The following is a 20,286-nucleotide window of genomic DNA, read 5'->3' on the forward strand; positions in this document are numbered from 1 at the left end:
ATCAGCCATCCACCAGGTCGCCAAGCAGACCCTGAAGTGTACGGGTCAGATTGCCCACCGGCCAGACGTGGTCTTCGAGCTCGACCACCGGCCAGATGCCGAACTGGCTGTTGCACAGGAACACTTCGTCGGCCGCCAGCAATTGCGCGCGGTCGATGTCGACCACCCGCGCCGGGATGCCGGCGAGCTCGGCACGGGCGAGGATTTCCGCGCGCATCACCCCCGCCACGCCACACCGCTCCAGCGACGGGGTCAGCAACGCGCCGCCAGCAACCAGGAACAGGTTGCTGAAGACGCCCTCGATCACCCGCCCGCTGCGGTCGAGCATCAGCCCCTCGGCACAGGCCGGATCCTGCCATTCGGCGCGGGCCAGCACCTGCTCGAGGCGGTTGAGGTGTTTGAGCCCGGCCAGCAGCGGCTGTTCGGCCAGGCGGGTGGCGCAGGGATGCAGACGGACGCCGTGCAGACGATGCGCCGGCGGATAGGCCGGCGGCGGCGTGCCACTGAGGATGCGCCGGCAGCGGGCAGCCGCCGGCGGTGCGTAACCGCGCTGGCCGTCGCCGCGGGTGACGATCAGCTTGGCCACGCCATGCCCGAGCTCAGCGGCAAAGGCCAGCAGCTCGGCGCGCACCGGCGCCAGATCCAGCGGCAGCAACAGGCGCCGGGCGCCTTCGCCCAGGCGCTGCAGATGGCGCTCGAGCAGGGCAATCTGCCCCTGCCGTACGGCGATGGTCTCGAACAGACCATCGCCGTAGGCCAGACCACGGTCGGTCACCGGCAGCAGATCCGCCGGCCGGCCGTCGATCCACACCAGCGCCATCAGTCGACCAGGCGGCGGAACACCAGGGTGCCGTTGGTGCCGCCAAAGCCGAAGGAGTTGGACACCGCCACGTCGATCGGCATCGCCTGCGCCTGATGCGCCACGAAGTTGAGGTCACAGCCTTCGTCCGGCTCATCGAGGTTGATGGTCGGCGGCGCCACCTGGTCGCGCAGGGCGAGGATGCTGAAGATCGCCTCCACCGCACCGGCCGCGCCGAGCAGGTGGCCGGTCATCGACTTGGTCGAGCTGACCGCCAGGTTATAGGCATGCTCGCCGAACACCCGCTTGACCGCTGCCACCTCGGCCAGGTCGCCCGCCGGCGTGGAGGTGCCGTGGGCATTGATGTACTGCACCTGCTGCGGATTCAGGCCGGCATCGCGCAGGGCATTGGCCATGCAGCGCGCGGCGCCCTCCCCGGTCTCAGGTGGCGAGGTCATGTGGTAGGCATCGCCACTCATGCCGAAGCCGACCAGTTCGGCGTAGATGCGCGCACCGCGGGCGCGGGCGTGCTCCAGCTCTTCCAGCACCAGGGCGCCGGCACCGTCGGCGAGCACGAAACCATCGCGATCACGATCCCACGGACGACTGGCGCGGGTCGGCTCGTCGTTGCGGGTGGACAGCGCACGCGCCGCCCCGAAGCCGCCGAGACCCAGACCGCAGGCAGCCATTTCCGAACCACCGGCGATCATCACGTCGGCCTCGCCATAGGCGATGTTGCGTGCCGCCATACCGATGGAATGGGTGCCGGTGGTGCAGGCCGTGGTAATGGCGTAGTTGGGACCCTGGACGCCCAGGTGGATCGACAGGAACCCGGAAGTCATGTTGATGATCGAGCCCGGCACGAAGAACGGCGAAATGCGCCGCGGCCCCTGCTCATGCAGCGACTTGGCATTGTTCTCGATATTGGTCAGGCCGCCGATGCCCGAGCCCATGGCCACGCCAATGCGCTCGCGGTTGGCATCGGTGACTTCCAGGCCGGCGTCGCGCACCGCCTGAAAACTGGCTGCCAGGCCGTACTGGATGAAGAGGTCCATCTTGCGAGCTTCTTTGGCCGACAGGTAGTCCTCGACATTGAAGCCCTTGACCGCGCCACCGAAACGGGTGGCAAAAGCCGAGACATCCATATGCCCGATGGGCCCGATGCCACTCTGTCCTGCCAACACACCCTGCCAGCTGCTGGCCACATCCGGGCCAAGGGGTGACAGCATACCGAGACCGGTGACCACGACGCGTCTACGCGACACAGCGCTCTCCTCTTGTTGATCCACTACAGCAGGGAAAGCCATGGTACCGACTTACCACCACGACTTCCTTGAACACAAAGAAAAACCGCACGCCTTTAAGGGACGTGCGGCTTTTTACCGGCCGGAACCGACGATTACTTATTGCTGACCGTGAGCATTAATGTAATCGATGGCTTCCTGAACGGTGGTGATCTTCTCGGCCTGTTCGTCCGGGATTTCGGTCTCGAATTCTTCTTCGAGAGCCATAACCAGCTCGACGGTATCCAGGGAGTCGGCGCCCAGGTCTTCAACGAAGGAAGCGCTGTTGGTCACTTCGTCTTCTTTAACGCCAAGCTGCTCGGCAACGATCTTCTTGACGCGTTCTTCGATGGTGCTCATAACTAGTTCTCACTCCTATGGAGAATTCCATGTAGCTGGTGGTCGATAGTGTATAGAAAGGGTTTTCAGCTTTTCAAGCAAAACCCTTGCCGCCCTGCCGAACTGTCCGGCTCGGCCACCGACCGCCCGGCTGCATGTGGACACGTATTCTAGACAGCAATGATGACGGCCAGCCAATGCCGGCCATCGCTTTTTACATGTACATGCCGCCATTGACCGGAATTGTGGCACCGGTCACATAGGCACCACCGTCACCGGCGAGGAAGGCCACGACACTGGCGATTTCCTCGGCCTGGCCCAGGCGACCGAGCGGAATCTGGGTCAGCAGCGCGTCGCGATTGGCCGCCGGCAGCTCGCGGGTCATGTCGGTGTCAATGAAGCCCGGCGCCACCGCGTTGACGGTGATACCGCGGGACCCCACTTCGCGCGCCAGGGCGCGGCTGAAACCTTCGACGCCGGCCTTGGCCGCCGCATAGTTGGCCTGTCCGGCGTTGCCCATGGAGCCGACCACCGAACTGATGTTGATGATGCGGCCCCAGCGCGCCTTGGTCATGCCGCGCAGCACCGCCTTGGACAGGCGGTAGATGCTGGTCAGGTTGGTGTTGATGACGTCGTGCCACTCGTCGTCCTTCATCCGCAGCATCAGGTTGTCGCGGGTGATGCCGGCGTTGTTCACCAGGATCGCGGGCTGGCCGAGGTGCTGCTGGATGTGTTCCAGGGTCTGGGCTACCGACTCGTCGCTGGACACGTCGAGAACCAGACCGGCACCTTCGATGCCGTTGCTCTTCAGGGTTTCGGCGATGCGCTCGGCACCGGCCGCACTGGTGGCGGTACCGATGACGATGGCGCCCTGCCGGCCCAGCTCCAGGGCAATGGCCTGGCCGATACCGCGGGTTGCACCGGTGACCAGAGCCACCTTACCTTGCAGACTCATGGGTGATTTCTCCTGATGTTCAGGCCAGGGCCGCACGGGTGGCGGCAAAGGCTTCCGGGGTATCCAGATTGTGGGTATTGACGCCCTTGGCGCAGCGCTTGTTCAGACCGGACAGCACCTTGCCCGGGCCACACTCGACCAGCTCGGTGACGCCGCGCTCGGCCAGCAGCACCACCGACTCGACCCAGCGCACCGGACTGTACAGCTGCGCCAGCAGGTCCTGCTTGAGCGCAGCCAGTTCGGCCGGCACCTGGGCGCTGGTGTTCTGCACGATGGCGATCTGCGGCAGCTGCCAGGCGATGGCCTCCACCGCCGCGGCGAACTTTTCCGCCGCCGGACGCATCAGTGCGCAGTGCGACGGCACGCTCACCGGCAGCGCCATGGCGCGCTTGGCGCCCTTGGCCTTGCACGCCTCGATGGCCCGCTCGACCGCAGCCGCGGCACCGGCGATCACCACCTGGCCCGGCGCGTTGAAGTTGACCGCACTGACCACGTCGCCTTGCGCCGCTTCGGCGCAGGCCGCACGCACGGCGTCGTCGTCCAGACCGAGGATCGCCGCCATGCCACCATGCCCGGCCGGCACTGCCTGCTGCATCAGCTGGCCACGCAGCTCGACCAGCTTGACCGCCTCGGCGAACGGCAGACAGCCGGCCGCCACCAGCGCCGAGTACTCGCCCAGGCTGTGCCCGGCGACGAAGGCCGGCTGCGCGCCGCCTTCGGCCAGCCACAGACGCCACAGCGCGATGGAGGCGGCGAGGATGGCCGGCTGGGTCTTGTCGGTCTGGTTGAGCTGCTCGGCCGGCCCGGCCTGGGTCAGCGCCCAGAGATCATAGCCCAGAGCCGCAGAGGCTTCGGCGAAGGTTTCACGAATCGAGGCGTGCTGCGCGCCCAGCTCGGCCAGCATGCCGACTGCCTGGGAGCCCTGGCCGGGAAAAACGAAAGCGAGGGAGGAAGACATGGAAGCAAGTTCCTTGGGTACTTGTTCGTCAGGAAGGCTGCGGCGCATCGCGTCGCAACAGACTGACAGTTGGATGGCCGGCACCGCACATCGGTCACAGGCCGCTAGAGCAGCAGCTGCTCCAGACGCCCATGCAGACGCTGCGGCAGGTTCTCGCGGATTTCCGCCAGCGCCCGCCGGATCGCGCTGCGAAAGCCTTCCGGCCCCGCACCGCCGTGACTTTTTACCACGATCCCCTGCAAACCGAGAAAGCTCGCGCCATTGTGTCGCGCCGGGCGCAGGTCGTCCTGCAGGCGCCGCAGCAACGGCAAGGCCAGCAGTCCGACCAGGCGAGGACCCACGCCCGAGCGGAACAACGCCTCCAGACGCGCCACGATCAATGCCGCCAGCCCTTCACTGGCCTTGAGCACGATGTTGCCGACAAAACCGTCGCACACCACCACGTCCGCCTCGCCGCGGTACAGACCATCTCCCTCGACAAAGCCGACGTAATTCAACTCGCGCGCCTGCTGCAGCAGAGTGGCAGCCAGCTTGACCTGCTGGCTGCCCTTGATCTCTTCGGTCCCCACATTCAACAGCGCCACCCGCGGCCGCACGATACCCAGCGCCTCGGCAGCCACCGCCCCCATCACCGCGAACTGGTAAAGGTGCTCGGCGCTGCAGTCGATGTTGGCGCCCAGATCGAGCAGATGGCAGCTACCGCGGGCAGTGGGGATGGCAGTCACCATCGCCGGCCGGTCGATACCGGGCAGGGTCTTCAGCAGATAACGCGACAGCGCCATCAGCGCCCCGGTATTGCCGGCACTGACACAGGCCTGGGCCTCGCCGCGGCGGACCAGCTCGAGAGCCTGGCGCATGGAGGAATCGGGTTTGCCACGCAGCACCTGCGCCGGACGCTCGTCCATGGTGACGATTTCGCTGGCAGGATGAATACGCAGACGCGAACGATCGACCGCAGGATGCTCTGCGATGAGCGCTTCGATTACGGAGGGCTGGCCGACGAGAATCAGCTGCAGGGAGGGGTATTCAACCAGACTGTCGAGACAGGCCGGAACAATGCAGTGGGGACCGAAGTCCCCACCCATTGCATCGATCGCGATGACCGGAGCGGACAAGGATTACTCGTCGGCGCCCTTGTCGATCACCTTGCGACCACGGTAAACGCCTTCCGGGCTCACGTGGTGGCGCAGGTGAACTTCACCGGTGCTCTTTTCGACGGACAGTGCGTTGGCTTCGAGGCCATCGTGGGAACGACGCATGTCGCGAGCGGAACGAGACTTTTTGTTCTGTTGAACAGCCATTTGATTAACTCCTAAACGTTTGGGTCACGTTTCAACTGCGCCAGTACATCGAACGGGTTGGACCGCGAAACCTCGTTGACGCTGGGTTCTGGTGCTGCTGCAAAACCTGCCGGATGTTGGCATGCATCGGGATCGTGGGCCGGCACAATGGGAAGCGCGAGCAACAACTCATCCTCGACCACAGGGATCAGTTCGAGCGGCTCCTCACCCACCTCCAGCGCGTCATAGCTTTTCGGCACGGAATCGTGCGAAGCACCTTCCCGCAACACGGCATAGACGAACTCGCTGTGCACCGGCAGGGTTGCCGGCTCCAGACAACGCTGGCAAACCATCTGCACCTCGACATCGAGAGTGCCGCGCATGACGATCAGCCCTTGCTCGTCACGCCCAAACTGCAAATGAGCATGGACACTGCCGGCATCGCTGACCAACTGCTCGCACAACCGTGAAAACTGCGCAAGCGGCCACTCACCCTCGAGGATGGCGGCGCGATCGGCAAGCTTTCGCGGATCGATATGAGGTGGAATCGGCCCTTTCAACATAAGCGCGCCATTCTAGGGACACCCCTTTTAACTGTCAAAGAAATTTCCTTGTATGCAGCAGGCACCCGGGATACCTAGAATCGTCGGCAAATTCCGAGGAAATCATCATGTTACCCCTGGTTCTCGCTTCCAGCTCCGCCTACCGTCGCACCCTGCTCGAGCGCCTGCACCTGCCGTTCACCTGCCAGGCTCCGCACATCGACGAATCCGCCCTGCCCGGCGAAAGCGCCGAACAACTGGTGCGCCGCCTGGCCGAACAGAAAGCCCGCGCCTTGGCCGGACAACACCCCCGACACCTGATCATCGGCTCCGACCAGGTTGCCGCCCTCGCCGACGGCAGCATTCTCGGCAAACCGCACGACTTCGCGCGCGCTCGCGAGCAGCTGCATGCCGCCAGCGGCGGCAGCGTGACCTTTTATACCGGCCTGTGCCTGCACAACTCGCAGAGCGGCCACAGCCAGGTCGACTGCATCCCCTTTACCGTGCACTTTCGTGCGCTGGACGACGCCCGCATCGAGCGCTACCTGCACCTGGAGCAGCCCTATGACTGCGCCGGCAGCTTCAAGTCCGAGGGCCTCGGTGTCAGCCTGTTCCGCAGCACCGAGGGCGAGGACGCCACCAGCCTGATCGGCCTGCCACTGATCCGCCTGATCGACATGCTGCTGAACGAAGGCGTGCAGATCCCCTGACCTGCCACCCACGCCAACCTCAATGCAATGCAGGAACGCGCACCCCCGCCCACAACGAAATCTGCTCAGCCACGCCAACCCCCAGTTTCTTGGCGAAACGATCGATCGGCGACTCCTTCTGAGTGAAGTCCACCAGATTCTTCTCGCCGACCACCTCGCGCGCCACATAGCTGGCACTGCCCAGACCGTCGATCAGACCCAGCGTGAGCGCCTGCTCGCCGGACCAGACCAGCCCGGAAAACAGCTCCGGATGCTCCTTGTCCTTCAGTCGCTCGCCACGCCCCTGCTTGACGCTGGCAATGAACTGCTTGTGGGTGGTCTCCAGCACAGTGCCCCAGAAGCGGGTTTCCTCCTCTTTCTGCGGCATGAACGGATCCAGGAAGGTCTTGTGCTCGCCAGCGGTATACACGCGCCGCTCGACCCCGACCTTGCTCATGACATCGACAAAGCCGAAGCCGGACGCCGTGACGCCGATGGAGCCGACCAGGCTGGCCTTGTCGGCATAGATAGCGTCGGCCGCACTGGCGATGTAGTAGGCCCCGGAAGCGCCGAGATCGGCGATCACCGCATACAGCTTGACGTCCGGGTACTCGCCACGCAGGCGACGGATCTCGTCATAGATGTAACCGGACTGCACCGGACTGCCGCCAGGACTGTTGATGCGCAGGACCACGGCCCGGGTGTTCTTGTCCTTGAAGGCCTCGCGCAGGCTGCCGACGATATTGTCGGCACTGGCACGCTCCTCGTCGGCGATCACCCCGCGCACCTCGATCAGCGCGGTATGCGACTTCAGCGCGGCGCTCTTTTCCAGGCTTGCCCAGGGCGACAACAGGAACAGCGCCCCAAACACATAGAGAAAGGCCAGCCCCTTGAAGAAGATGCCCCAGCGACGCGCCCGGCGCTGTTCGACCACCCCAGCCAGCACCGCCTTCTCCAGCAGCTTCCAGGTTTTCTCGTCAGACGGCGCCGCCGCCTTCCACTCATCCGATTGCATGTTCGCCAACCTCCGTATATGCGACCCGCTGCCCACCCAGCCAGCGCCCAAGCCCATCGAAGCTGTCGATGGCCAACTGCGGACGATACTCCTGCAGCACCGCCAGCGGCTGCGCACCGTATCCCACCGCCACCGCCGTCATGCCGGCACGCTGCGCCATCTGCAGATCGAAGGGCGAGTCGCCGACCATCAAGGCCCGCGCCGGCACCACGCCGCAGTGCGCGAGGATCTCGTGCAGCATCCGCGGATCCGGCTTGCTCGCGGTCTCGTCGGCACAACGGGTGACATCGAAGAACTCCTGCCAGCCATGCCCCGCCAGCACCCGATCAAGGCCGCGACGACTCTTCCCGGTCGCTACCGCCAGGCGATAGCCCTGCTCGCGGAACGCCAGCAGCGATTCGAGCACGCCGTCGAACAAGGGCGACGGCGTGCTCTCCAGGGACAGGTAATGATCACTGTAGATCTGCCGGAACACGGTGATCTGCGCCGCATCCTCCAGGTCGGGATACAGGCTGCGGATCGCCTCCGGCAGCCCCAGACCGATGATGCCGCGAATGGTCACGTCATCCAGCCACGGCAGCCCGCACTCGGCCGCCGCCACACGCATCGATTCGACGATCCGCGCAATGGAGTCGACCAGAGTGCCGTCCCAGTCGAACACCAGCAGCTGGTAATCAGCCATCGAGACGCTCCAGGGTCTGCGCCCACATCTCGTCCACCGGCGCCTGCAGCTCCAGCACGCCGCCATCGGGCAGCGTCACGCGCAGCGCATGGGCATGCAGGAACAGCCGCTTGCCGCCCAGCTCGCGAATCTCGCGCGTGAACCCCTCGTCGCCGTACTTGCTGTCGCCGGCAATCGAGTGCCCGGCATGTTTGGCGTGGACGCGGATCTGATGGGTACGCCCGGTGATCGGACGAGCCTCGATCAGGGTGGCGAAATCGCCGAAGCGGCGCACGATGCGGAACTCGGTCAGCGCGTCCTTGCCCTCGGGATTCACCTCGACCATACGCTCGCCGGAGCGCAGATTGTTCTTCAACAAAGGCGCACTGATCTTCTTCTTCGCGGTTGGCCAGTTGCCGCGCACCAGCGCCAGGTAACGCTTGTCCACGCCGTCGCCGCGCAGCGCCTCGTGCAGGTGACGCAGCATGCTGCGCTTCTTGGCGATCATCAGCAGGCCCGAGGTGTCGCGGTCGAGACGATGCACCAGCTCGATATCCTTGGCATCGGGGCGCAGCTGGCGGAAGGCCTCGATCACCCCGTAGCTCAGCCCGCTGCCGCCATGCACGGCGATACCGGCCGGCTTGTTGAGGACGATCAGCGCCTTGTCTTCATAGACCACGGCGGCCTCGAGGCGCTGCAGCAGCCCCTGCGCCAGCGGCTCGGGTTCGTCGCGCTCGGATACGCGCAGCGGCGGCACCCGCACCACGTCGCCAGCCTGCAGCTTGTATTCGGGCTTGATCCGCCCCTTGTTCACCCGCACTTCGCCCTTGCGCAGGATGCGGTAGATCAGAGTCTTGGGAACACCTTTCAACTGGGTACGGAGAAAGTTGTCGATGCGCTGCCCGGCAAGTTCCGGCCGCACTTCGAGCAGCTGGACGCCAGTGGAGATTTGCGAGGGAGTTGTCATGCGCAAATCATAGCAATTTTTGCCTGAATTGAAGCACTTAATGATTACTGCTATAGTCCGGGCGCCGCCAAAAGCGGCATTCCGTGTGCTTCAGGCAAGATCGCCGCACACCGGACATACAATCAATGGACGCCAGGCCGTCCGACGGTGCATCAGCCAGAGTCGCCGATGCCTCGGAAAACCAGCCTTGAGACATGACGTGCGAGACGCCCGGCGTTTCGTGCAAATGCTAACCCGCTGCGGATTCTGCGAGCGGCACCCGATTCTCAGGGATACGTGCAGGGTGGAGATGCACAAACGACGGACTGCGTAGCACTCGGCTTGCCAGACGCCATGATCGTCCGCAGCGTTGTTTGATTCCTCCTCCTGAATGAGTGCTTCTGTACCTACAGTTAGCAGGAGCCGCCAGTCGCACCCAGACCCAGCCGTCTGGGATGCTTGACAAGGGCAACGGCCAGACCGTTCCCGGCGCACCTGACACCGACCACGAGAGTCGTGTGTGCCAACCGCCGTTTCCGGCAGCCCGGAAACCATTGGTACTACATGAAAAGAATGCTGATCAACGCAACTCAACCCGAAGAGTTGCGCGTTGCTCTGGTCGACGGTCAACGTCTGTTCGACCTCGACATCGAATCGGGCGCCCGCCAGCAGAAGAAGGCCAACATCTACAAAGGCCGCATCACCCGCGTCGAACCCAGCCTCGAGGCTGCCTTCGTCGATTTCGGCGCCGACCGTCACGGCTTCCTGCCGCTCAAGGAAATCTCCCGCGAATACTTCAGCAAGACCCCCGAGGGTCGCGTCAACATCAAGGACGTGCTCAGGGAAGGTCAGGAAGTCATCGTCCAGGTCGAGAAGGAAGAGCGCGGCAACAAGGGCGCCGCACTGACCACCTTCATCAGCCTGGCCGGCCGCTACCTGGTGCTGATGCCCAACAACCCGCGCGCCGGCGGCATTTCCCGCCGCATCGAGGGCGAGGAGCGCAACGAACTGCGCGAAGCCCTCAACGGCCTCAACGCCCCGGGCGACATGGGCCTGATCGTGCGCACCGCCGGCCTCGGCCGCTCCAGCGAAGAGCTGCAGTGGGACCTCGACTACCTGGTGCAGCTGTGGACCGCGATCAAGGAAGCCTCGCAGGACCGCGCCGCTCCCTTCCTGATCTACCAGGAAAGCAACGTCATCATCCGCGCCATCCGCGACTACCTGCGCCAGGACATCGGCGAAGTGCTGGTCGACAGCGTCGAAGCCCAGGAGGAAGCGCTGAGCTTCATCCAGCAGGTGATGCCGCAGTACGCCAGCAAGATCAAGCTGTACCAGGACAGCGTGCCGCTGTTCAACCGCTTCCAGATCGAGAGCCAGATCGAGACCGCCTTCCAGCGCGAAGTGAAGCTGCCCTCCGGCGGTTCCATCGTCATCGATCCGACCGAAGCCCTGGTGTCGATCGACATCAACTCGGCGCGCGCCACCAAGGGCGGCGACATCGAGGAAACCGCGCTGCAGACCAACCTGGAAGCGGCCGAGGAAATCGCCCGCCAACTGCGTCTGCGCGACATCGGCGGCCTGATCGTCATCGACTTCATCGACATGACCCCGGCGAAGAACCAACGCGCCGTGGAGGACAAGGTCCGCGAATCCCTCGAGGCCGACCGCGCCCGCGTCCAGGTCGGTCGCATCTCGCGCTTCGGCCTGCTGGAAATGTCCCGCCAGCGCCTGCGTCCGTCGCTGGGTGAAACCAGCGGCATCGTCTGCCCGCGCTGCAACGGCCAGGGCATCATCCGCGACGTCGAATCGCTGTCGCTGGCGATCCTGCGCCTGATCGAGGAAGAAGCCCTCAAGGACCGTACCGCGGAAGTTCGCGCCCAGGTACCGATCCCGGTGGCCGCCTTCCTGCTCAACGAGAAGCGCAACGCCATCACCAAGATCGAACTGCGCAGCCGCGCGCGCATCGTCATCCTGCCGAACGACCATCTGGAGACCCCGAACTTCGAAGTGCAGCGTCTGCGCGACGACAGCCCGGAAGTTCAGGTCGGCCAGTCCAGCTACGAGATGACCCCAACCGAAGTCGAGGACGTGCAGCCCGTGGCCGCCACACGCACCCTGGTACGCCAGGAAGCGGTAGTGAAGACCGTGACCCATGAGCGTCCGGCGCCGCAGGCGATCGAAGCCGCGGCACCCGCCCCGGCTCCGGCGGCCGCGCCGCTGGCGCACCCGACCCCCGAGCCCAGCCTGTTCAAGGGCCTGATTCGCTCGCTGGTTGGCCTGTTCGCCGGCAAGGAAGAAGCCAAGCCGGTCAGCGTCAGTGTCAGCGAACAGCCGGCCGCCAGCGAACGCCCGCAGCGTAGCGAAGAACGCCGCACTGGCCGCCAGCAGAACCGTCGCCGCGACGGCGAGCGCAGCGACCGTGGTGATCGCAAGCCGCGCGAAGATCGCCCGGCCCGCGAGGAGCGCAAGCCGCGCGAGGAACGCCAGCCCCGCGAAGAGCGTCAACCGCGCGAGGAGCGCCAGGCTCGTGAGGAGCGTCAACCACGCGAGGAACGTCAGCCGCGCGAAGAGCGTCAGCCCCGCGAGGAACGCCAACCCCGTGAGGAGCGTCAACCGCGCGAGGAGCGCCAGGCCCGTGAAGAGCGTCAACCGCGCGAGGAGCGCCAGCCCCGCGAAGAGCGTCAACCGCGCGAGCCGCGTCAGCCCCGCGAAGAGCGTCCGGCTCGCGAGGAGCCTCAGGCCGCTGAGGAAACCGTTGTTCGCGAAGAGGGCCAACCGGTAGAGGTCGCCGAGCAGAGCGAAGCCCGCCGCGAGGAGCGCAGCGAGCGCAAGCCGCGTGGCGAGCGTGCGCCGCGCCAGGCCCGCGTCGAAGAGACCATCGAGCAGGCTCCGAGCGAGGAGGAAGTCGAGAATCTCGAGGAAGACCTAGGCCAGGACGAGCAGCTGGAAGGCACCGAAGGTGAGCGTCCGCGCCGCCGTTCGCGCGGCCAGCGCCGTCGCAGCAACCGCCGCGAGCGTCAGCGTGAGGCCGGTGACGAGCAGGCCGAGGAAGGTACCGCCGAGCAACCCACCAGCGCCGAAGCTGTCGCCCTCGCCACCGGCGCTGCCGTTGCCGCCGCCGGGGTTGCCGAAGCGCTCGAAGCCGTGGCCGAGCCGACTGAAACCGCTGCTACCGAACCGGCTAGCGCCGCCAGCGCCAGCGAGCCGGCCGCGGTCAGCGAGGAAGCCCCGGCCGCCGAAACCGTGCCCAGCACCGTAGCCGTCAGTGTCGAAGCGACCCCCGTCGTCGAGACTAAGCCGGAGCCGCAGGCTGAAGCCGTAGCGGAAGTTACCGCGGAAGCGGAAGCTGTGGCCGAGACTGTGAGCGTGAGCGAGGCAGCCGAAGTCGAAGCAGCTGCGACCAGCGAAGAAACCCTCGCCGCCAGCGGTTCGCGCGCCCCCAACGACCCGCGCGAGCGTCGCCGTCGTCGCGAAGCCGAGCGCCTGGCCCGTGAAGTCGCCGCTGCCGAGGCCGCCGCACGTCAGGCCGCCCCCGCTGCCGAAACCGTGGTCGAGGCCGAGCCGGCCGCAGCAGCCAGCGAAACTGCCGAAGCCGCACCCGCAGCAAGCGTAGTGGAGACGGCTGCCGAAACCGCCGGCGAAGGCGAAGGCGAAGCCAAGGCCGAGGCTGAGCAGCCAGCCGCCGCCGAGCTGGGCGAGGCCGGCGAAGTCGCCAGCAGCGCCCCGGCCCAGAGCGAAGGCGAGAGCAAGCCCCAGGCCTGACGGCCCGGGCGCTGCCCAACAAAAAAGGGGGAATGCTTCGGCATTCCCCCTTTTTTGTTTACCCGCCCAGCGTTCGGCACAACGGCGCAGCTGCTGCGCCGCACCCAGCCCTCAGCAGACCACGGGCTCGATCTCCAGATCGACACCGAAGCGCGTGCGGATATCGGCCTGGATACGCTGCGCCAGGGCCAGCAGCTGCCGGCCCGTGGCTCCGCCGTAATTGACCAGCACCAGTGCCTGCAAGGCGTGCACGCCGGCATCGCCATCGCGATACCCCTTCCAACCCGCCTGCTCGATCAGCCAGCCAGCCGCCAGCTTGACCTGCCCATCCCCCGCCGGATAGCCAACCAGACCTGGCCAGCGCTCGCGCAGCTGGCCGGCCAGAGCCTCGTCGACCAGCGGATTCTTGAAGAAGCTGCCGGCGTTGCCCAGCACCTGCGGGTCCGGCAACTTTTCTGCACGAATCGCACAGACCGCCTGACTCACCGCCAACGGGGTCGGCACGTCGATGCCCTGCTGCTGCAGGCGCTGACGCAGCGGACCATAGTCCAGATGCAGCACGGCCTGGCGACTGAGGGCGAAGCGCACCCGCAGGATCAGCCAGCGTCCGCTCTCGCGCTTGAAGCGACTGTGGCGATAGGCAAATTCGCACTCGTCCACACGGAACTCGCGCAGCTCACCGCTCTGCCGATCAAAGGCCAGCAGACTGTGCAGCACGTCCTTGAGCTCCACACCGTAGGCGCCGATGTTCTGCACCGGCGCAGCACCAACGGTCCCCGGGATCAGGCTGAGGTTCTCCAGCCCGGCCAGCCCCTGCTCCAGGGTCCACAGCACGAACGGATGCCAGGGCTCGCCGGCCTCGGCCTCGACCAGCACCTGCCCGCCCTCCTCCGCCAGCAAGCGCCGGCCACGGCTGACCATGCGCAGCACCAGGGCATCGAGATCGCCGGTCAGCAGCAGGTTGCTGCCCCCGCCCATCACCAGCAGCGGAGCGCCCAGCGCGGCGGCGGCGGCCAGCGCTTCGCGCACCTCGGCATCCGTGGACGCCTCGGCATACCAGTGCGCCTTGACCGCCACGCCGAAGGTATTGAAGGGTTGCAGCGACTGCTGCTCATGCACGCTCAGGCTCACAGGCCCTCCCGGAGTTGTTCGATCAGCCGGTCGCAGGCCAGCTCGACCATGTCCAGCACACGTTCGAAGCCCTCGGCGCCGCCGTAGTAGGGATCGGGCACCTCATGCTCGCGCAGACCGCCGCGGCGCAGGAACAGGTCCAGCTCGGCCGTTGCCTCGCGGGGGCGCAGCTGCTGCAGCTGGCGCAGGTTGTCGCGGTCCATGGCGAGGATCAGCTCGAACTGGCCGAAGTCCGCCTCCCGCACCGGCCGCGCCCGCAGGTCGTGCAAGCGGTAGCCGCGCTGCTCGGCGGCTGCGCAGGTACGCGGATCCGGCGCCTTGCCGACATGCCAGGCTGCGGTGCCGGCGGAATCCACCTGCACCTGCCCAGCCAGACCGGCGAGCTGCAGCTTGTGGCGCATCACCGCTTCTGCGGTCGGCGAGCGACAGATATTGCCGAGGCAGACGAACAGCAGGCGCATGCTCAGGCTCCCAGCAACTGGCGCACGCGCTGCAGGTCCTCAAGGGTATCGACTCCGGCTGGCGGCGCCTCGAGAGCGTCGGCCACGTGGATGCGCACCCCGTGCCACAGCGCGCGCAGCTGCTCGAGGCACTCGGTGTCCTCCAGCCAGCACGGGCCCCAGGCGACGAAGTCGTGGAGGAAACTGGCCCGGTAGGCGTAGATGCCGATATGCCGGCGGAACGGTACCCCGACAGGCAGGCTGTCGCGCTCGCTGGCGAAGGCATCACGCGCCCACGGCAGCGGCGCCCGACTGAAGGTCAGTGCCAGGCCGTTGTGATCGGTGACCAGCTTGACCACGTTGGGGTTGAACAGCTGGGCGGCGTCATGCAGCGGCTCGCCGAGGGTGGCGATGCCGGCTTCCGGATGGGCCGCCAGGTTGGCAGCCACCTGGTCGATGATCACCGGCGGGATCAGCGGCTCGTCGCCCTGCACGTTGACCACGATGGCATCGTCGGCCAGACCGAGCTGGCTGGCCACTTCGGCCAGGCGGTCGGTACCGGAGTTGTGATCGGCGCGGGTCAGCAGCACCTCGGCGCCGAACGCCTGGCAGACGGCGACGATGCGCGCATCGTCGGTAGCCACCACCACGCGACTGGCGCTGCTTTGCCGGGCCTGCTCCCAGACGTGCTGGATCATCGGCTTGCCGGCGATGTCCTGCAGCGGCTTGCCGGGCAGACGGGTGGAAGCATAGCGGGCCGGAATGACGACGGTGAATTGACTGCTCATTTATCCAGACGCTCGTCGACGGTCAGGGTGCGCGCCTCGCCTTCGAGCATCACCGGGATGCCGTCGCGCACCGGGAAGGCTAGGGCATCGGCCTTGCAGACCAGCTCGGACTTGTCGGCGCTGAGTTTGAGGGGGCCCTTGCACAGCGGGCAGGCGAGAATATCGAGAAGTTTCGGGTCCATGGTCCAGTCCTGGAGTGACACATCAGGGGGGACCGCCGGAGTCAGCGTGGCAGCAGGCGCTCGAGCTGGGCGTCGAACCAGGCCACGAAGGCCGGCGACGGCAGACCATCGACCGCCAGATACCACCAGTCAGCGGCGGCAAATGCCCGGCATTTCACCGCATCCTTCTCGGTCATCAGCAACGGCAGGGCCGGAGTGAAACGCAGATCCTCGGGGCCATAGGCCGCGTGGTCGGCAAAGGCATGCGGAACCGGGCGCCAGTGTAGCGCCTCGAGGGTCGCGAAGAAACGCTGCGGATTGCCGATACCGGCCACCGCGTGCACCGCCTGGCCGGGCGGCAGACTGTCCAGCGGGCGGCGCTCGCCGCTGGCCAGGTTGACCAGCGCCGCCGGCTGCAGGTTGAAGGCAAAGCCCTGCGCACTGTCGGCAGCGCCCCCGTTGAGCAGGCAGGCATCCACCGCGGCCAGGCGCTCCAGCGGCTCGCGCAGGGGGCCGGCGGGCAGGCAGCGGCGGTTGCCGAGACCACGGGCGGCGTCGATCAGCACCAGCTCCAGGTCGCGCGCCAGTCGATAGTGCTGCAGGCCGTCGTCGCTGAGGATCAGGTCCAGCGGCTCCTCGGCGAGCAGCGCCTGCACGGCGCGCGCGCGGTCGGGATCGATCATCAGCGGCACCCCGCTGCGCTCGACGATCATCAGTGGCTCGTCGCCGGCCTCGCTGGCCGCCTGCCCGGCACGCACCCGCCAGGGCAGGCGCGGTGGCGTGGCGCCGTAGCCGCGGCTGACCACGCCGACGCGCAGGCCGCGGGCGCGACAGTGTTCGATCAGCCAGAGGATCATTGGCGTCTTGCCGGTGCCGCCCACGGTGATGTTGCCGACCACGATCACCGGCACCGGCGCGCGATAGGCGGGCTTGCGCCCGGCAAGGTAGTCGGCGCGCTTGCGCGCGACCACCCTTCGGTACAGCGTCTCCAGCGGACGCAGCAGCAGCAGTGCCGGATGACCCGCATACCAGGCCGCGGCCAGGCGCTCGGCGAAGGCCATCAGGGCTTGGCCGGCGCGGCTTCTACGGTACTGATGCGCAGGCGGGAGAAGCCCAGCTTGCCGGCGGCATCCATGGCGGTGATCACCGCCTGATGCGGAGTGCGGGCGTCGGCGCTGATCACCAGCGGCAGGCTGTTGTCACCCGCGGACTCTTGCTGCAGGGCGTTGGTCAGGGTCGCCAGATCGCTCTTGACCAGGGCCTGACCATTGAGGGCGTAGCTGCCATCGGCGGAAATCGTCACTTCCAGCGCTTTGGGCTGATTCTCCTGCACCGCTTCCGCACTGTCCGCCTCGGGCAGCTCGACCTTCAGCGCCGACTCGCGGGTGAAGGTGGTGGTCACCACGAAGAACAGCAGCAGGATGAACACCACATCCAGCAGCGAAGCCAGGTTGATCTCGATGTTTTCCCGTGGTTTGCGCCGGAATTTCACCGCTTGTCGCCCTCGGCCAGATCGACGTCGCGGTCGCCCTGGACCACTTCCACCAGACGGATGGCTTCCTGCTCCATGCCGACCACCAGCTCGTCGACCCGGCGCTGCAGGTAGCGATGGAAGAACAGCGCCGGGATCGCCACCATCAGACCGGCCGCGGTGGTGATCAGCGCCGTGGAGATGCCGCCCGCCAGCACCGGGGCATTGGACATGCCGCTGCCCATGAAGCCGCTGAAGATCTGGATCATGCCGAGCACGGTGCCCAGCAGACCGAGCAGCGGCGCGATGGCGGCAATGGTGCCGAGCGCATTGAGGTAGCGTTCCAGGTCATGGATGACCCGCGCAGCGGCTTCCTCGATGCACTCCTTCATGATGTCGCGGCCGTGCTTGGAGTTGGCCAGACCGGCGGCGAGCACCTCGCCCAGCGGCGAGGAGGCCCGCAGCTCCTTGAGCTTCTGGCTGTCCAGCTGTTTGTCCTGAATCCAGCGCCAGACCTGACCCAGCAGGTTGGGCGGGGTGATCCGCGACGGACGCAAGGTCCACAGGCGCTCGGCACAGATGGCGAGCGCGGCGATTGAACAGAGAATGATCGGCAGCATCATCCAGCCGCCGGCTTTGACCAGTTCCCACACAGTTGCGAACCCCTTGAAAAAAGTGGCGCCACTCTAGCACAGCGGCTGCTCGACGCCGCTCGCTCCCGTTCTCATTTTTCCCGCCAGAAACGGGTCTGGGTCCGGGCCGCCTCGGCCCCGCCGCGACGGCCCAGCAGCAGGCGCAGGGCACCATGCCGTGCACTGTCGTAGATGCGCGCGCCCGCCTGCCGATAGCGCGCCAGTACCGCAGCATGTGGGTGGCCGAAAGGATTGTGCCAGGCCCGCGACAGCAGTACCGCACGCGGCGCCACCGCCGCGACGAAGGCCGCCGAGGAGGAGCCCCGGCTGCCGTGATGGGGCGCCTGCAGCCAGTCGGCGCGCAGATCGCGGCCGCTGGCCAACAGGTGGCGCTCCCCGGCCTCGCCGATATCACCGGTCAACAGCAGCCGCTCGCCGCGAGCCTCGACCTGCAGCAGGCAGGAGCCATCGTTGGGATTGTCCGCCCGTTGCCAGCGCCAGGTGCTGAAGTGCACGCCATCCCACTGCCACTGCTCGCCATCGCGGCAATCCTCGGCGGAACGCGACAGGCGCAGGGCCTGCACCTCGCCACTAAGCAGACGCTCCACCGGCAACCCGGCCAGGAGCGCCGCCGCGCCGCCGGCATGATCCTGATCGGCATGGCTGAGCAGCAGCAGATCCAGGCGGCGCACGCCGAGCCCGCGCAACATCGGCAGCACCACCTTCTCGCCACTGTCGAAGCCGCGACCGGCCGGCCCGGCGTCGTACAGCAGCGCATGGCTGCGGGTGCGCACCAGCACCGCCAGGCCCTGGCCGACATCCAGCTGGTGCACTTCAGCCAGCCCGCTCGACAGGCGGGGCAACGGCGGACACAGCAGCGGCAATAGCATCAGGCCACCGCACAAGCGCAGCGGCAGACCCCGCGGCGACAGCGCCAGCAATACCCCGACCAGACCCAGGACGACCGCCCACCAGGGCGCGGCCGCGAACTGCCAGACGGGCACCCGCTCGGCCAGCCAGCCCAGCAGCGCGAACAGCAGCTCCAGCTGCGCCCCGGCCAGCCACAGCAGGCTGCTGCCGATTCCGGGCAACGGCAGCAGCAGGGTGCCGAGCAACGCCAGCGGCACCACGCCGATACTCACCCAGGGCACCGCCACCAGATTGGCCAACGGCCCGCCGAGACTGACCGGCAGGCCCAGCGCCAGCAGCAGAGGCAACAGGCCCAGCGCCATCGCCCACTGCGCGTGCACCAGCACCCGCCAGCCGCCCGGCGTGCCGAGGCGGCCGCTGAAGCACCAGGCCAGCAGCGCCACAGCCGCGAACGACAGCCAGAAACCGGGCTGCAGACTGGCCAGCGGCTCCCACATCAACACCAGAGTCAACGCCACCAGCAACGGCAGCCAGATGCCGAGATGGCGGAACCGCCAGCGCCACAGGAGGACCACGGCGAGCATTGCACAGGCCCGCTGCACCGGCACCTCGAAACCGGCGAGCAGGCCGTAGGCCAGCGCCCCGAACATGGCCAGCGCACAGGCGCACGGCAGCCACGGCCAGTGCCGCGGCCACCAGCCCAGGCGGAACAGCCCCAGCACCAGCGCGTAGAGCAGGCTGCCGAGCAGCATCACATGCTGGCCGGAAATCACCAGCAGGTGCACGGTGCCGGTGGTCTGCAGGATCCGCCAGTCGGCATCGTCGAGTCCCGAACCGTCGCCCAGCACCAGCGCCGCCAGGGCACCCTCCCGACCGCGCGCCTGCACCGCCAGCAAGCGGCTGCGCAGGTTGTCCCGCCAGCTGGCCGGGCCGCCGGCCATGCTCAGGCGCTCGCCGGCCTTGACCGTGCCGCTGGCGCCGATGCGCCTGGCCGTCAGCCAGGCTTCGTAATCGAAGGCATGCGGATTGACCAGTCCGCGCGGGCGCTTGAGGCTCACCGCCAGACGCCAGACTTCGCCGGCGGCCAGCGCCGGCGCACCATACCAGGACAGGCGCAGGCGCTGCGGCAGCGGTGCGCGCCGCGACTCGGCCTGCTGCAGATAGAAGCGCACCACGCCGTCGCCCTGCTCCGGCAGGCCGACGACCTGTCCCTGCAGCCAGAGGGTCTGGCCATCCAGCTCGACCGGCAGCCGGTCGTCCAGCGCCAGCTGGGCCGAGCCTGCGGCCCATGCCACGCCGAGGAGGAACAAGCCCAGCGGATACAGCCGTGATAGCAGCAGGCCCAGGCCGGCGGCGGCCAGCAGCAGGCAAGCCGAGACGGGCAAAACAGGCAGGAAACGCAGGCACAGCAACCCGCAGCAGAGGGCGATCATCCCCAATCGCATGGCGTTCATCCTTGAACAGTGCGGATCGTTGGTGGCCAAATCTTGTTACAGAGCGGCCAGCAGCCGGTCCGGAAAAACGTGCCGGCCGGCACATGAAAAAGCGAATGCGTGCATAATAG

21 protein-coding genes are annotated in these 20,286 nt (G+C 66.8%); 2 read left to right on the forward strand and 19 right to left on the reverse strand.

Translation table 11 applies throughout. From position 1 onward, the window contains the following. Nucleotide 1: 1 nt before the first annotated feature. The 8 genes from pabC to KRX52_RS00695 form a co-directional block, all read right to left on the reverse strand. Nucleotides 2–820, reverse strand: coding sequence for an aminodeoxychorismate lyase (gene pabC / locus KRX52_RS00660; RefSeq protein WP_217679219.1), 819 nt, complete (start codon nucleotides 818–820; stop codon nucleotides 2–4). Further along, nucleotides 820–2,064: a beta-ketoacyl-ACP synthase II gene (gene fabF, locus KRX52_RS00665; RefSeq protein ID WP_217679220.1), complete on the reverse strand. Its 1,245-nt coding sequence runs from the start codon at nucleotides 2,062–2,064 to the stop codon at nucleotides 820–822. The genes pabC and fabF overlap by 1 nt, the downstream gene beginning before the upstream one ends. Before the next feature lie 138 nt (nucleotides 2,065–2,202). Then, nucleotides 2,203–2,442, reverse strand: coding sequence for an acyl carrier protein (gene acpP, locus KRX52_RS00670; protein ID WP_217679221.1), 240 nt, complete (start codon nucleotides 2,440–2,442; stop codon nucleotides 2,203–2,205). Between the two features lie 193 nt (nucleotides 2,443–2,635). Further along, nucleotides 2,636–3,376, reverse strand: a complete 741-nt coding sequence (gene fabG, locus KRX52_RS00675) for a 3-oxoacyl-ACP reductase FabG (RefSeq protein WP_217679222.1) — start codon at nucleotides 3,374–3,376, stop codon at nucleotides 2,636–2,638. Nucleotides 3,377–3,395: 19 nt separating this feature from the next. Further along, on the reverse strand, nucleotides 3,396–4,334 hold the full coding sequence (fabD, locus tag KRX52_RS00680; RefSeq protein ID WP_217679223.1) for an ACP S-malonyltransferase: 939 nt from the start codon (nucleotides 4,332–4,334) through the stop codon (nucleotides 3,396–3,398). A gap of 104 nt (nucleotides 4,335–4,438) precedes the next feature. Next, nucleotides 4,439–5,449 carry a phosphate acyltransferase PlsX gene (plsX, locus tag KRX52_RS00685; RefSeq protein WP_302850303.1) on the reverse strand — a complete coding sequence of 337 codons (1,011 nt, stop codon included), beginning with the start codon at nucleotides 5,447–5,449 and terminating at the stop codon, nucleotides 4,439–4,441. Nucleotides 5,450–5,452: 3 nt separating this feature from the next. Further along, the gene (gene rpmF, locus KRX52_RS00690) at nucleotides 5,453–5,635 is read right to left on the reverse strand and encodes a 50S ribosomal protein L32 (protein ID WP_217679224.1); all 183 of its coding nucleotides are present in this window, start codon (nucleotides 5,633–5,635) and stop codon (nucleotides 5,453–5,455) included. A gap of 11 nt (nucleotides 5,636–5,646) precedes the next feature. Further along, nucleotides 5,647–6,177: a YceD family protein gene (locus KRX52_RS00695; RefSeq protein ID WP_217679225.1), complete on the reverse strand. Its 531-nt coding sequence runs from the start codon at nucleotides 6,175–6,177 to the stop codon at nucleotides 5,647–5,649. A gap of 107 nt (nucleotides 6,178–6,284) precedes the next feature. On the opposite strand from KRX52_RS00695, the gene KRX52_RS00700 reads away from it, so the two are divergent. Further along, the gene (locus tag KRX52_RS00700; RefSeq protein ID WP_217679226.1) at nucleotides 6,285–6,866 is read left to right on the forward strand and encodes a Maf family protein; all 582 of its coding nucleotides are present in this window, start codon (nucleotides 6,285–6,287) and stop codon (nucleotides 6,864–6,866) included. A gap of 19 nt (nucleotides 6,867–6,885) precedes the next feature. On the opposite strand, the gene KRX52_RS00705 is transcribed toward KRX52_RS00700, so the two are convergent. Genes KRX52_RS00705 through rluC form a run of 3 tightly spaced genes read right to left on the reverse strand, consistent with a single transcriptional unit; the run spans nucleotide 6,886 to nucleotide 9,488 of the window. Continuing rightward, nucleotides 6,886–7,860 carry a S49 family peptidase gene (locus tag KRX52_RS00705; RefSeq protein WP_217679227.1) on the reverse strand — a complete coding sequence of 325 codons (975 nt, stop codon included), beginning with the start codon at nucleotides 7,858–7,860 and terminating at the stop codon, nucleotides 6,886–6,888. Continuing rightward, the gene (locus tag KRX52_RS00710) at nucleotides 7,847–8,542 is read right to left on the reverse strand and encodes an HAD-IA family hydrolase (RefSeq protein WP_217679228.1); all 696 of its coding nucleotides are present in this window, start codon (nucleotides 8,540–8,542) and stop codon (nucleotides 7,847–7,849) included. The genes KRX52_RS00705 and KRX52_RS00710 overlap by 14 nt, the downstream gene beginning before the upstream one ends. After that, a complete protein-coding gene (gene rluC / locus KRX52_RS00715; protein WP_217679229.1) occupies nucleotides 8,535–9,488 on the reverse strand; it encodes a 23S rRNA pseudouridine(955/2504/2580) synthase RluC in 954 nt (317 codons plus the stop codon). Before rluC ends, KRX52_RS00710 begins: the two co-directional genes overlap by 8 nt. A 543-nt stretch (nucleotides 9,489–10,031) precedes the next feature. Between rluC and rne the strand changes: the two genes are divergently transcribed. After that, nucleotides 10,032–13,229: a ribonuclease E gene (gene rne / locus KRX52_RS00720; protein ID WP_217679230.1), complete on the forward strand. Its 3,198-nt coding sequence runs from the start codon at nucleotides 10,032–10,034 to the stop codon at nucleotides 13,227–13,229. Between the two features lie 111 nt (nucleotides 13,230–13,340). Here rne and murB read toward each other — a convergent pair whose 3' ends face one another. From murB to KRX52_RS00760, 8 genes are all read right to left on the reverse strand, one after another. Beyond that, entirely contained in the window at nucleotides 13,341–14,360 is a 1,020-nt protein-coding gene (gene murB / locus KRX52_RS00725) for a UDP-N-acetylmuramate dehydrogenase (RefSeq protein WP_217679231.1), read from the reverse strand. Then, nucleotides 14,357–14,821, reverse strand: a complete 465-nt coding sequence (locus tag KRX52_RS00730; RefSeq protein WP_217679232.1) for a low molecular weight protein-tyrosine-phosphatase — start codon at nucleotides 14,819–14,821, stop codon at nucleotides 14,357–14,359. Before KRX52_RS00730 ends, murB begins: the two co-directional genes overlap by 4 nt. Before the next feature lie 2 nt (nucleotides 14,822–14,823). After that, nucleotides 14,824–15,588, reverse strand: a complete 765-nt coding sequence (kdsB, locus tag KRX52_RS00735) for a 3-deoxy-manno-octulosonate cytidylyltransferase (protein ID WP_217679233.1) — start codon at nucleotides 15,586–15,588, stop codon at nucleotides 14,824–14,826. Further along, nucleotides 15,585–15,770, reverse strand: coding sequence for a Trm112 family protein (locus KRX52_RS00740; RefSeq protein WP_217679234.1), 186 nt, complete (start codon nucleotides 15,768–15,770; stop codon nucleotides 15,585–15,587). The genes kdsB and KRX52_RS00740 overlap by 4 nt, the downstream gene beginning before the upstream one ends. A 41-nt stretch (nucleotides 15,771–15,811) precedes the next feature. Further along, a complete protein-coding gene (lpxK, locus tag KRX52_RS00745; RefSeq protein WP_217679235.1) occupies nucleotides 15,812–16,810 on the reverse strand; it encodes a tetraacyldisaccharide 4'-kinase in 999 nt (332 codons plus the stop codon). Continuing rightward, entirely contained in the window at nucleotides 16,810–17,241 is a 432-nt protein-coding gene (locus tag KRX52_RS00750) for an ExbD/TolR family protein (RefSeq protein ID WP_217679236.1), read from the reverse strand. The genes lpxK and KRX52_RS00750 overlap by 1 nt, the downstream gene beginning before the upstream one ends. Beyond that, the gene (locus KRX52_RS00755; RefSeq protein ID WP_217679237.1) at nucleotides 17,238–17,873 is read right to left on the reverse strand and encodes a MotA/TolQ/ExbB proton channel family protein; all 636 of its coding nucleotides are present in this window, start codon (nucleotides 17,871–17,873) and stop codon (nucleotides 17,238–17,240) included. The genes KRX52_RS00750 and KRX52_RS00755 overlap by 4 nt, the downstream gene beginning before the upstream one ends. Before the next feature lie 71 nt (nucleotides 17,874–17,944). Continuing rightward, complete coding sequence (locus KRX52_RS00760; RefSeq protein WP_217679238.1) at nucleotides 17,945–20,167, reverse strand: DNA internalization-related competence protein ComEC/Rec2; 2,223 nt, start codon at nucleotides 20,165–20,167, stop codon at nucleotides 17,945–17,947. Between the last annotated feature and the right edge of the window lie 119 nt (nucleotides 20,168–20,286).

It is taken from the genome of Geopseudomonas aromaticivorans (assembly GCF_019097855.1).
Lineage (GTDB): Bacteria > Pseudomonadota > Gammaproteobacteria > Pseudomonadales > Pseudomonadaceae > Geopseudomonas > Geopseudomonas aromaticivorans.

What these genes read in the sequence shown, in the direction of transcription:
- pabC (WP_217679219.1), bottom strand. Translation starts at nt 820, where the DNA reads ATGGCGCTGGTGTGGATCGACGGCCGGCCGGCGGATCTGCTGCCGGTG.
- acpP (WP_217679221.1), bottom strand. Translation starts at nt 2,442, where the DNA reads ATGAGCACCATCGAAGAACGCGTCAAGAAGATCGTTGCCGAGCAGCTT.
- fabG (WP_217679222.1), bottom strand. Translation starts at nt 3,376, where the DNA reads ATGAGTCTGCAAGGTAAGGTGGCTCTGGTCACCGGTGCAACCCGCGGT.
- fabD (WP_217679223.1), bottom strand. Translation starts at nt 4,334, where the DNA reads ATGTCTTCCTCCCTCGCTTTCGTTTTTCCCGGCCAGGGCTCCCAGGCA.
- rpmF (WP_217679224.1), bottom strand. Translation starts at nt 5,635, where the DNA reads ATGGCTGTTCAACAGAACAAAAAGTCTCGTTCCGCTCGCGACATGCGT.
- KRX52_RS00695 (WP_217679225.1), bottom strand. Translation starts at nt 6,177, where the DNA reads ATGTTGAAAGGGCCGATTCCACCTCATATCGATCCGCGAAAGCTTGCC.
- KRX52_RS00700 (WP_217679226.1), top strand. Translation starts at nt 6,285, where the DNA reads ATGTTACCCCTGGTTCTCGCTTCCAGCTCCGCCTACCGTCGCACCCTG.
- KRX52_RS00705 (WP_217679227.1), bottom strand. Translation starts at nt 7,860, where the DNA reads ATGCAATCGGATGAGTGGAAGGCGGCGGCGCCGTCTGACGAGAAAACC.
- KRX52_RS00710 (WP_217679228.1), bottom strand. Translation starts at nt 8,542, where the DNA reads ATGGCTGATTACCAGCTGCTGGTGTTCGACTGGGACGGCACTCTGGTC.
- rluC (WP_217679229.1), bottom strand. Translation starts at nt 9,488, where the DNA reads ATGACAACTCCCTCGCAAATCTCCACTGGCGTCCAGCTGCTCGAAGTG.
- rne (WP_217679230.1), top strand. Translation starts at nt 10,032, where the DNA reads ATGAAAAGAATGCTGATCAACGCAACTCAACCCGAAGAGTTGCGCGTT.
- KRX52_RS00730 (WP_217679232.1), bottom strand. Translation starts at nt 14,821, where the DNA reads ATGCGCCTGCTGTTCGTCTGCCTCGGCAATATCTGTCGCTCGCCGACC.
- kdsB (WP_217679233.1), bottom strand. Translation starts at nt 15,588, where the DNA reads ATGAGCAGTCAATTCACCGTCGTCATTCCGGCCCGCTATGCTTCCACC.
- KRX52_RS00740 (WP_217679234.1), bottom strand. Translation starts at nt 15,770, where the DNA reads ATGGACCCGAAACTTCTCGATATTCTCGCCTGCCCGCTGTGCAAGGGC.
- lpxK (WP_217679235.1), bottom strand. Translation starts at nt 16,810, where the DNA reads ATGGCCTTCGCCGAGCGCCTGGCCGCGGCCTGGTATGCGGGTCATCCG.
- KRX52_RS00760 (WP_217679238.1), bottom strand. Translation starts at nt 20,167, where the DNA reads ATGCGATTGGGGATGATCGCCCTCTGCTGCGGGTTGCTGTGCCTGCGT.